Source organism: Plantactinospora sp. A48 (assembly GCF_055793945.1).
In genome coordinates, this window is the sequence record NZ_JBTIXF010000021.1 from 52,339 (window position 1) to 63,955 (window position 11,617).

At 71.7% G+C, this 11,617-nt stretch carries 9 protein-coding genes; all 9 read right to left on the reverse strand.

Going from position 1 to position 11,617, the window contains the following annotated elements; genetic code table 11:
- Nucleotides 1-238: 238 nt before the first annotated feature.
- The gene (locus tag ACXN5W_RS13810; protein WP_473158649.1) at nt 239-1,456 is read right to left on the reverse strand and encodes a serpin family protein; all 1,218 of its coding nucleotides are present in this window, start codon (nt 1,454-1,456) and stop codon (nt 239-241) included.
- 184 nt (nt 1,457-1,640) lie between these two features.
- A complete protein-coding gene (locus tag ACXN5W_RS13815; RefSeq protein ID WP_473158650.1) occupies nt 1,641-1,940 on the reverse strand; it encodes a hypothetical protein in 300 nt (99 codons plus the stop codon).
- Nucleotides 1,941-2,256: 316 nt separating this feature from the next.
- Nucleotides 2,257-3,600: a UDP-glucose dehydrogenase family protein gene (locus ACXN5W_RS13820; RefSeq protein WP_473158651.1), complete on the reverse strand. Its 1,344-nt coding sequence runs from the start codon at nt 3,598-3,600 to the stop codon at nt 2,257-2,259.
- Nucleotides 3,601-3,617: 17 nt separating this feature from the next.
- Entirely contained in the window at nt 3,618-4,619 is a 1,002-nt protein-coding gene (locus ACXN5W_RS13825) for an NAD-dependent epimerase/dehydratase family protein (protein WP_473158652.1), read from the reverse strand.
- Nucleotides 4,620-4,677: 58 nt separating this feature from the next.
- Nucleotides 4,678-5,460, reverse strand: coding sequence for a glycosyltransferase family A protein (locus tag ACXN5W_RS13830; RefSeq protein WP_473158653.1), 783 nt, complete (start codon nt 5,458-5,460; stop codon nt 4,678-4,680).
- A gap of 35 nt (nt 5,461-5,495) precedes the next feature.
- Nucleotides 5,496-6,398: a gluconeogenesis factor YvcK family protein gene (locus ACXN5W_RS13835; RefSeq protein WP_473158654.1), complete on the reverse strand. Its 903-nt coding sequence runs from the start codon at nt 6,396-6,398 to the stop codon at nt 5,496-5,498.
- Between the two features lie 79 nt (nt 6,399-6,477).
- On the reverse strand, nt 6,478-7,689 hold the full coding sequence (locus tag ACXN5W_RS13840) for a glycosyltransferase family 2 protein (RefSeq protein WP_473158655.1): 1,212 nt from the start codon (nt 7,687-7,689) through the stop codon (nt 6,478-6,480).
- Entirely contained in the window at nt 7,683-9,797 is a 2,115-nt protein-coding gene (locus ACXN5W_RS13845) for a thiamine pyrophosphate-binding protein (protein WP_473158656.1), read from the reverse strand. Before ACXN5W_RS13845 ends, ACXN5W_RS13840 begins: the two co-directional genes overlap by 7 nt.
- Before the next feature lie 427 nt (nt 9,798-10,224).
- A complete protein-coding gene (locus tag ACXN5W_RS13850) occupies nt 10,225-11,373 on the reverse strand; it encodes an MFS transporter (RefSeq protein WP_473158683.1) in 1,149 nt (382 codons plus the stop codon).
- Nucleotides 11,374-11,617: the final 244 nt, after the last annotated feature.

The window sequence follows — 11,617 nt, forward strand, 5'->3', positions numbered from 1 at the left end:
GACGGCCCGGAGGATGCCCACTCCTCCCGCCAGGTGCGTGACCCATAGCGGCTCCACCGCGAACAATGCCAGCTTTATTCGCGTACGTCAATTAACCGGGCGCCCCGAATCTGGAACACTTCCAATCCAGCACCGCCCGCGCACCACTCGCGGGATCTTGGAATCCCACTCCCCCGTCAGGGGTAGCTGAATTCCAAGATCTCGGCCGAACCGACCTGGGGCGGTTGGGTCGGGGTCGTCAGGTCCGGTAGGGCGTTGGGACGGTGACCCAGCCGGCGACCAGCACCAGTCCGGTCGGCCGGTGTACAGCGACGAAGCCGAACGGCCGGTCGAAGGTCACCGTGGTCACCTCCTTCTCGGCCTCCGGCTGCCGGATGTCCGCGGCCGTCGGCATATCCATCGAGGTCACCGCGGCGGCCTTGAAGCCGAGCGCGCCGAACGTGGCCATCGCGCTCTGCCGGGCCTGCGACACAGCCAACGGCTCCGGACTGATCCCCGGGAAGTGGCCCCGATCGGTGTCGGCAGCGTCACCCAGGCCGAAGATCTCGGCGTGGTCGAGCAGATCATGTTCGTCCGCCACGGCGAACTCGACGGTGGAGACGCGCAGCTCCGGCCGGCTGTCGAAGGCGCGCTCGCGATGGACCCGCACTCCCGGCCCGGCCGTGACCGGCAACTCGGGCCCGGGCCGGCCCGCCGCGCCGACGGACCCGTCCCCCGTCCGGGCCGGCCCGGCAGCCGCGCTGATCGCCTCGCCGGGCCTCGGGTCGGGCGACTCGGGCCCCTGGCCAGGCAGCGCGCCGATGGCGGCCGGCAGGACCCGGGCGGCCGGCCGGTCCTCGGCGCCCAGCGCGAGGACCACGTCGACATCGTCCGCACCGGCGACGGTCAGCAGGGTCAGTACGCCGGCCGGGGTGTCCACGACCCGCAGCGCGGCCGGGTCGTAGCGGTCCCGGTGCAGTCCCACGAGGTCCCGGCCCGCCCAGGGGCCCGACTGCGGCCGGGACCATCCCTCGGTGAACGGCCACCGCCAGGTGGTGACGACCGACAACGCGCTGGCCAGCACCATCCGGGTACGCTCGGTCACCTCGGTCGGCATCCGCTCGATCAGTCCCGCGGTGTTGTCGGCGGCCCACCGGTCCAGGTTCGGCTGGTCCACCCCGGGGTCGCCGGTGAGCCGTCCCCGCATCGTCTCAGGCAGCGCGAGCCACCGCTCGGTCAGCGGCAGTTCCGCGTGGACCCAGGCGCCCGCCGCCAGCCGTACCGCCGAGGAGTCCGCCGGGTCGAGCGGAAACGGGGTACCGGCGACCGCCGCCAGCTCGTCCCTGGTCACGCCGTCGGCGTACCGGGCCAGCAACGCCAGCAGCGGGTACGCACCGGCCCCGGACAGCACGGTGGACCGGTCGCCCAGGGTGCCGGCCCAGCGTGCGGTCAGCTCGTTCACGGCGGCGACGCTCACGAACACGCCCTCTCAACAACGGTACGGACCACCAGCGCACCCTACCCAGCCCGCCGAGCCGCCACCCGCCCAAGAGATCAGCACAATGCCGGTGCAGTTGGGGGGTCCACCCGAGCCGGACTGCCCAACTCCGCCGATATTGTGTTGATCTCTTGGGCGGTGCGACGCCGAACCGGGCTGGGTGTTACAGGTCGCGTACCTCGATCACTCGGGTGGTGGGGGCGGCGGCTCCGGCCCGGTCGCGGTGGTCGAGCCGGTCCGGGTCGGCCAGGAAGGATTCGAGCCCGGCCCGGGAGGCGAACCGGATCACGTGTATCTCGGTGGCCGAATCGGTGCCGCGCATCCGCCGCTCCAGCACGCCGCCGTGCCGGTCGAGTAGCGCCAACACCGCGTCCTCGTACCGCTGACCGGCCGCCTCGGAGCCCGGGACCAGCTCCACGATGGCCACCAGCAGCAGCTCTCCGGCCAGCTTCTCCCGCGTCACGAACCGACCGTACCAGCGAAGATCGAACCCGCCGAAGATCGAACCAGCCGACGATCGAACCAGCCAAGCAGCGGCGCCGGCCGGGTTCGACGCCGACCGGTTCGACGCAGGGCGGGTGCGATGCAGGGCGGGTGCGACGCAGGCAGGGTTCGACGCAGGCAGGGTTCGACGCAGGCAGCGGCTGGGCCGGCGTGCACGCCCGGCCCAGCCGAGCCCAACCGGCCCAGCCAGAGTCATCCAGACTCTTCCGGCCCGGCCGAACTCATCCGGTCGGCAAGCTTCATCCGGCCAGCCGACCTCGTCCGGTCGTTGGAAGTTACGCCGACGGCTCGGGGACCCGCTGTTGCAGCGCGGGGCGGCCGGGCGCGGCGAGGTTCCAGCCGGCCCGCTGCCAGGCGCTGGCGTCGAGCAGATGCCGGGCGTCCACGATGTTGCGCTGCCGGACCTCGCCGGCCAGCAACTCCGGATCGGCGACGGCGAACTCGTTCCAGTCGGTGAGCAGCGCGACGACGTCCGCGCCCCGCACGGCGTCGAGCAGCGTGGGCTCGTAGCCGAGGTCGGGGAAGGCGCGCTGGGCGTTCCCCATGGCCTGCGGGTCGTAGACGACGACCTCGCCACCCTCCCGGTGAATGACGTTCGCCACGTGCAGCGCGGGCGAGTCCCGGATGTCGTCGGTGCCCGGCTTGAAGGCCGCGCCGAGGACCGCGATCCGGCGACCGGCGAAGGAGCCACCGCACTGCTTGCGGAGCAGCTCCACCACCCGGTCACGGCAACGCAGGTTCACCGCGTCCACCTCGGCCAGGAACGCCAGCGCGTGACCGACGCCCAGCTCGTTGGCCCGGGCCAGCAGCGCCCGGATGTCCTTGGGGACGCAGCCGCCGCCGAAGCCGAGGCCCGAGGTGAAGAACTTGCCACCGATCCGGGCGTCGTGCGCGAGCGCCTCGGTGACCACGGTGATGTCGGCGCCGCTCGCCTCGCAGAACTCGGAGATCGCGTTGATGAACGAGAGTTTGGTGGCCATGAAGGAGTTGGCGGCCGACTTGATCACCTCAGCGGTCGGCAGGTCCGCGACGACCACGGGTACCCCGGCCTCGATGATCGGCGCGTAGATGTCCCGCAACACCTGCTCGGCTCGGGCGTCCGGCACCCCGAGCACGAGACGGTCGGGACGCAGCGTGTCCGCGATCGCCCTGCCCTCACTGAGGAACTCCGGGTTCCAGGCCACCGAGACGCCCGCACCGGCCGGGGCGATCTCGTGCAGCATCGTGGCCAGCCGGGCCGCGGTACCCACCGGGACCGTCGACTTCCCGACGACGAGACACTCCCGGTCCAGGTGCGGACCGAGCTGCCCGACCACGGCGTCCAGGTGGCTCAGGTCGGCGCCGGTACCGTTGCTCTGCTGGGGCGTGCCGACGCAGATGAAGTGGACGTCGGCCGTGGCGGCTTCCTGATACGACGTGGTGAACCGCAGCCTTCCCGCCGCGAGCTGCCGGCCGACGAGCTCGTCGAGGCCGGGCTCGAAGAACGGCACGTTGCCGCCGGCCAGCGCGGCGATCTTCCCCGCGTCGATGTCCACGGCGATGACCTCGTGCCCGAGTTCGGCCATGCCGGCGGCGTGGGTGACCCCGAGATATCCGCATCCCACCACTGAGATGAGCACTTCTCCTCCTCGCGTTTTCAGCCGGTGACGGAAACGGACGGGTTCGCGGCTTCCCGCGCCAGGCGGGCCGCCGCCACGGTGCGCTGAAGCCCTTCGACGAGCGGTACCAGCGGTTCCCAGCCCAGTTCCCGCTTGGCGAGGCTGATGTCGGGTCGGCGCTGCCGGGGATCGTCCGCGTCCGCCGCGACGTACTCGATCGACGAGGAACTGCCGGCCAGGTCGCGGATCATGACGGCCAGGTCGCGGACGCTGATCTCCTCGGTGTTCCCGATGTTGACCGGTCCCTGGTAGTCGCTGGCCGCGATGGCCAGGATGCCGCGCGCGGTGTCCTCGACGAAGCAGGGTGAGCGGGTCTGCGCGCCGTCGCCGTGGATCAGCAGCGGCCGGCCCTCGACGGCCCGCGCCACGAAGCCCGACACCACCCGGCCGTCCGGGCGCATCCGGGGGCCGTAGCTGTTGAAGATGCGGGCGATGCCCACGCTGACGCCGTGCTTGCGGCCGTACGCGATGGTCATCGCCTCGGCGTAGCGCTTCGCCTCGTCATAGACCGAGCGGGCGCCGATCGGGTTGACGTTGCCCCAGTACTCCTCGGTCTGGGGATGCTGCAACGGATCGCCGTAGATCTCCGAGGTCGACGCGACCACGTACCGCGCCCCGTGCCGGTGCGCCAGTTGCAACGTCCGGTACGTGCCGTGGCTGCCCACCAGCATCGTCTCGATCGGCAGCCGGGCGAACTCCGGTAGCGACGCGGGCGACGCGAGGTGGAGGACCAGATCGATCCCGTCCGGCGCCTCGAACTCCTCGGTGACATCCGCCTCCAGCAGCGTGAAGCCGGGCCGGTCCCGCAGGTGCTCGATGTAGCTGGGGTGCCCGGTCGAGAAGTTGTCGACGCTGTAGACCTCGACGCCCGAGTCGAGCAGCCGCTCGGTGACGTACGAGCCGACGAAGCCGCCTCCCCCGGTGATCACTGCCCGGCGAAAGCGGGTCAACGCCGCGTCCCGGGTGATGTTTTCCGACACGTAGATGCTCCTCAACTGGTCCGTCGATCAGGAGTGCTGCCGATAGAAACCCTGCCGATCAGGCGTGCTTGCTCAGTCCCTCGCTCCGCAGCAGGTTGTCGAAGGTCTTCAGCTTCACGTCCTCGTCCTGGGTGCCGTGGATGCTTCCCGGGTCGAGCCGCAGGTCGCAGTGCCGGACCCGGAGCGGCCACGTCTCCGGGTGGGCGATCTTGCGGCCCGCCGTCCGCCCGACGTGGCTGGCCAGGCTCTCCCAGTGGTACCGGAAACCCATGTCCCCGCTGAAGGTTTCCAGGTCCCACGCGCCGAACTGCCGGGCGACCGGCTCGAACCGGCGGGTGTCGTACGCGATGAGCTGGTCGATGGCCCGGTTCACCGAACGCACCCCGCTCTCGATCTCGGGGCCGAGGTCGATCAGGGGCGAGTCCCACTCCTCGTGGTCGTCGACCTTGTTGATCAGGGTCACCTCGGGGTGCCGCTCGAAGATCCCGACCATCGCGTCCAGCACGTCGAACGTGTCGTCGCTCTTCCAGATGAACGAGTCGTCGGTGAACGTGACCAGATAGGGCCGGGTGGTCGTGAAGTTGTTGGCGTGGAAGTTGTTCGAGCCGAGACCGGGGAAGGACAACCGGTTCGTCCGGCGGAACCGGAACTCGTCCACGCCGTACTCGGCCAGCCTCGGCAGCAGCTTGGCGGCCGCCTCGTCGGTGGACCGGTCGGCCACCAGGATGACCTCGAACTCGTGCCGGGTGGGTTGGGTGAGCGACCGCAGTGCGAGCGGCAGGGTCCGCTCAAGCAGCCGGTCGGTATCGTGAAATGCGCAGGCCAGGGTGAACAGCGCCACGCGCGTACCTCCGATCGTGATTTGCTGCCGGCCGCTCAGGTCAGCAGGCCGGTCAGTGCCGCGGCTAACTTGTCGCTGTCGTGGACGTCGCCGTCGGGTGGCGCCAGTGCCGCCTCGACGACGGCGCTCCGGACGTCTCCCATGGGCAGGATGCCGTCGCGGTTGACCAGTACGACATCGGGTACGACGCCGTGCGCGGTCAGGGCCGCGACGTGGTCGGCCACGTCGTACCCCAGGGTTTCGGCGTCCTCGGGTTCCAGGTTGCAGACGTAGACCACCGGGGCCGTGGCGGCGGCCAGCGCGGCGTGGATCTCCGTCACCAGCGCGGTGGCCAGGATGGAGGTGTAGAGGGACCCGGGCCCCAGCACGATCTGGTCGGCGGCCCGGATCGCCGCCACCACCCCGTCCGGGGCGCGGACCTCCGACGGGGACAGCCAGACCCGTTCGATGTCCTTCGTCTTGGACACCGCGTACTGCCCGCTGACCTCGACGCCGTCGACGGTGACGGCCCGCAGGTCGACCTGGTCGACCGTGGCCGGCCAGGCCCGCGCGGTGGCCGGGTCGATCCCGAGCAACCGGCTGGTCTCCTCGATCGCCCCGAGGAAGCCGCCGGTGACCTCGGTCAGTCCGGCCAGCAGCAGGTTGCCCAGCGCGTGTCCCTCGATGTCGGTGCCGGCGAACCGGTGCTCGAAGGCGCGGCCGAGTGGCGTGTCGGCCAACCCGGCCAGCGCGACCAGGCAGCGTCGCAGGTCCCCCGGCGCCGGAATCGCCATGGTGTCGCGCAGCTTTCCGGTCGATCCGCTGTCGTCGGCGGTCGTCACCACGGCGGTGACGTGCCCCGCGTAGCCACGGGCCGCCCGCACCGTCGCGGTCAGTCCCCGGCCGCCGCCCAGGACGACCACCCGTGGCCCGCCACCCGCACCATCAGCGTTGGTCAAATCTCCCCGTTCCCCCCGTGGACGAACCGTGCCGCGCCGAACATCCCCACCCCGCGCGGACAGCCGTGACCCGCACCGGTCAGGTGGCCGGCCCCGCGGCTGCGGTCGGCGAGAACTTGTCGATCCGCCCGATCGGCTCCGTGGGACGCCAGCTCAGCCCGGGGATGGCCGCGTTGGGCAGGGAGCCGTCCTCGTTCAGCACCGACGACGGCGGGTGGGCCAGGTGCAGGAGCCAGTCCTGGTGGGTGTCGAAAGCGCCGTTGATGTCCATCCGGTAGGCGAAGTCGTTGTCCTCGCCGCCCCATCCCTCGTACCGCTCGTCCATGCCGCCGATCCGGCGGAAGACGTCGATCCGGGCCCAGACGCAGGCGCCCGGCGGGCGGCGCAGCAGGAAGCCGCGCAGCGTCTCCGGGTCGGCCCCGTCCGCGCCGCCCACCAGGCGCTGCCGGATGGCGTCGGACGTGGACTCCTGGCTCAGGCAGAACATGTCCCGGTAGGGCAGGTGGCCGGCGGCGCCGGGGCGCCGGAACCGGGCGGCGTTGCGGTTGATGAAATCGCGGTCGGCCAGCACGTCGCCGTCCAGGATGCACACCACCTCGGTCGGGCCCGCGGCGTTCATCACACCCACGTTCACCGCCCAGGACTTGTTGAAGATGCCCGTCTTCGGCGCGAAGACGTACTCGTCGACCAGCGGCTCGATCAGCTCCCGGTAACGCGGCTCGTCGTCGGACTCGACGACCACCACCCGGTAGCGGTCCCGGGGGTAGGACTGGTCGCCCAGGGTGAGCAGGCAGGCCAGCAGGTTCCGCAGCCGTACCTTGCCGTCGTTGCGGTCCTGGAACGGGATGACGATGAGCACGTCCGCCTCCGGGCCGGCCGCGGGCGCGTTCACCGGACCCAGGTCCAGCAGCTCGTCGGCGGTCACCTGCGGCCCGCCGTCGTCGGCGTGGCGGGGGCCGAGGTAGTAGCCGAGCCGGTTGACGCTCTCCGCCTCCCAGCCCTTCTCGAACAGCTCGGTCAGCGCGGGGTCGCCGTGCCGGGCCGCCAGCGCGGTACGGAACGCGTAGTAGCGCTCCGAGTCGGCGGGATCCTCCAGCAGCCGCTCACCGAGCGACCGGACCTCGTCGTCGCTGCTGGCCCTGACGCGGCTGGCGACCTCCTCCAGCCAGGGGCGGGCCACTTCCCAGAGGAACAGGCAGGACCGCGGGGCACCCGGGTCCACCCTGGCGACCAGGGTGTCGGCGACGGCCTTCGCCAGCACCTCGGGATCTTCGGGTCGCACACCTAGCATGGCGCTTCCTCTCTCGCTGAGACTCGGATCTCGCTGGCGTCACCGGCCTGCGCCCGTTCGCCGCCGGCCTGCGCCCCGTCGCCGCCGCTCTGCGCCCGTTCGAAGCCCTGGGTGAGCCAGATGCCCGCCCACACCTCGGGCGCCGACGGCAGCACCAGCTCCACCAGGCTGGGTCCGTCGGCGGCGGCCGCCCTGGCCAGGGCGGCGGAGAACCGCCGGATGCCGGCGTCGACGTCGGCGGCGGAGCCACCGAGGGGAACGGTGACCTCCTCGGCCGACAGCCCGAGCGCCCGGGCGATGGCGTGGTACCGCAGGCCGGGCACGTTCGACAGGTACGCCCGTTCCAGCTCGCCGTACGAGGCGGACCCCTGCTTCTTCAGCGACACCGACTCGCCGTTGTTGCACACGACGTAGAGCACCCGGGCCCGGTCCTGCACGGCGGCGACGAGTCCCTGGAAGGAGTTGGTGAACGCCTGATCGCCCAGGGTGCACATCACCCGTATTCCGTCGTTGGCGGCGGCGAGGCCCGTCGCGTACGACAGTCCACTGCCGACGAAGGCACCGTGGCCGCCGAAGATCCTCAGCCCCGGTGGCAGCTCGTCGTAGTGCTCCGCGATCAGTCCGCCGAACATCTGGCTGTCGTCGACCAGTGCCGGCCGGTCCCACCCGGCCAACACCTCGGCCAGCGCACGGACCACCGCCCGGCGGCCGTCCCGGATGTGCTCGGCGACCGGCTCGACATCGGCGGTGGCCGACAACCGGGCGTCCGTGCCGACCCACCGGGCCCGGCTGGCCGCTCCCCGGGCGTGCAGCCGCCGCGAAAGCTCCCCGAGTGCCTGGGCGGGATCGCCGACCACCAGGACGTCCTTCTCGCCGAGGTACTCGTTCTTCAGTACCTTGGTCGGGTCGGTGTTGACGGCGATCTTCCGGCACTCCGGCAGCGTGCCCACCACCCGCTCGTAGATGTTGCGGTCCTCGACCGTGACCATCAGGTCGCACTGGTCGAGCAGGTCGCGGTGCGCGGGGTTGAACGGATCGAACCAACCGACGAAGTTGCCCACCTCGTCCTGCCGGAGTCGTTCGAAGAGCATGGGGCCGCGGCGGTAGCGCACCTGGAGCACCGGGGCGCCGAGGTCGGCGCTGATCCGGTCGAGCGCGGCCCGCGCGTCGGGATAACGCAGCGCGTAGTCGTCGACCAGGAGCAGCGGGCGTTCGGCCCGCAGCAGTTCCTCGACGGCGGCTTCCAGGTCGGCGTCGTCCATGTCGGGCAGTGGTTCCGCCGTGGCCGGGGAGGCCAGCGCGGCCAGCGGCAGCCAGCGTTGCTCGGCGACGTCCTGCGGGACGCCGAAGACCGCCGGCCGGTACGGCGGCCGGGCGGTGAAGGCGAGCGCCCGGCGGACCTGGTCGACGAAGCGACCCGCCGCCCGCTCGCGGCCCTCCGGATCAGCCGGAACGGAGCCGGCCTGTTCCTGCCAGTCGACGAGGCCGTCCAACCCCTCCAGCAGTCGGGCCTCGCCGTGCGGCGGAAGGAACCGGGCCGAGCCGGTGGACGGCATCCCGACGAGGTAGAGCGTGCCCACCTCGCTGCGCCGGGCGTCGGCGACCGCGCCCATCGCGTTGGTCAGGCCACGTGCGCCGTGCAGCACGGCCACGCCCCGGTTCGGCTCGGTCAGCGAGGCGCCGGCGGCCATGAACGCGGACTCCTTGTCACCCCGCCCGTTGCTGAGCCGGAGGCCGTCGACCCGGCTGATCGCGTCGGCGAGTGCCAACTCCGAGGTGCCCGCGTAGATGAAGACCCTGGCGACGCCGGCGGCGGCGAGCAGCCCGGCCACCGCCTCGGCCCCGGTCAGCCGCGGCTGCCAGGCGAGGATCCGGTCCACCACGTTCCGGGCGAGCGCGTCCGGCGAATCCCCCTCGGCCAAGCGGTCCCGTAGCGCCGTCCGGAGAAGTTCCTCGGCCGCCCGCCGCCCGCCGGCGAGCAGCACCGCGCAGCGCAACGGGTCCGGGCTGCCGTCCGGGTGCTGGAAGCACCGCAGGACGGCGTCGGCGTCGATGTCACCTGTCAGGTCGAGCGCGTCCACCACGAACTGAGGTCGTTGCCCCGTCATGTCCCCCCGCTTACGTTGTTCGAGCCTGCTGTGCGGTCAACCCCACAGATTGGCTGTCAGTCCCGAAAATCGACGCCGGCCCCCACCCCCGGAGCCAGCGTCGAGCGTCGTTCCCGGCCTCGCTGTCGGCGCCGGGCGTCGGCGCCGGACGCCGCGAGGCTTTCCGGCGTACGTGATTCAGGTCGACAAGGTCAGCGCGGGCGCGTCGGAGCCGGAGACGGCTATGACCCGCCTCGAAACCGGTTCGGCTGTAGCCCGCATTCATCCACCCCCGTGGTCGCCCGTCTGACGGACCGACGAGCCGGGGCGCACATAGTGGTCGGTTGGCGCCCCCCTGAAGGCCCCGACCCGGTGTTCCGGTCGAGCGTCCCGCCTCGCCGAGACAGAACATACTCCGTGGTCGATCGGCTGTCATCAAGCAAAATAGTTACGAAAATGCGTCAGCACGGTTACCCGTCGGAATTGTCGCTGGTCGTTCGGGCAAGCGTGGCTCGATCCACACGACGACGAGCGCGGCCAGGCTGAGCAGGCCACCGGCCAGGGCGGTGCTGCGGACTCCGTACCAGGGCAGCAGCACTCCGCCGACCAGCGCGCCCGCGGTGATCCCGATGTTCATCGCGGTGGACAGGCCCGCCACGGCGAGATCGGTCCGGCCCGGCGCCACCTGCAGGATCCGGCCGCCCAGCACGGTCGTCTGGGCCGAGTACGCCGCACCGGCCAGCGCCACCAGCACGACGGCCGCCACCGGAAGGGTGCCGAGCGCGTAGAGCCCGAGCAGCGCGACGACCTGCGCCAGCACCGGCACCGCCGTGGCGGTCCACGGACTGCGGTCCACCAGCACGCCCCCGGCGAAGACACCAGCGATCCCGGCCACCCCACGGGCGAGCAGCAACGCGCCGGTCGCGGCGACGGCGAACCCGCCGATCGTGACCAGAAAGGGGGTGACGTACGTGAACGAGGCGAACGCGCCGGTGACAGAGAGGACGGTCAGCACGATCAGCAACCGGTACCGACGGACATCGGGGGTGCTGCCGTGGGCCGACGGCGCCTCGTCGGGAGCCACGGTCGGCACCAGCGTGACAATCGCCACCGCCGCACCGAGCCCGACAACGGCCAGGATGAGGAACGGCACCCGCCACCCGAGTTCCTGCCCCAGCCAGGTGCCGGCCGGCACCCCCAGCACCGCGGCGAGCGAGGTGCCCGCCATCACCACGCTGATCACCCGACCCCGCACCCGCTCCGGAAACAGGGAACTCGCCGTGGGCAGGGCGAGCGCCCAGAAGAGTGCCTGACTCAGCGCCGTGGCCAACCGGGCGATCAGCAGTACGCCGTATCCGGGCGCGGCGGCCGCGGCGGCGGTCGACACCACGAACACCCCGACCAGGCCCCCGAGCAGGAAGCGCCGGGGAATCCGCCGGGTGAGCAGGGTGAGCGGGATCGTCGCGAGTACGACGACGAGGCCGTACCAGGTGACCAGCAGCCCGACCCGGGACTGCGACACGTCCAGGTCCGCAGAGATCGGCAGCAGCAGGCCGATCGGCAGTGTTTCCGTGGTGACGTAGCCGAATGCGCACATCGACAACGCGACGAGTGCGCCAACTGACCGACCCCGCACAGTGCTCCCCCCGTAGTTCGAAGACGATCGGTGGTGGCCGGGCCGGTGCCGCCGGTTCGACCCGGCGACGTCGCGGCGCCCCGGGATCCCGACCCGCCACACCCCGGCCCGTCGCATCCGGACCGGCGCGTCCGGACCGGCGCGTCCGGACCGGCGCGTCCGGACCGATCGGACGGCCCGCGACCGGGCCGTCCGCCTGCGCATC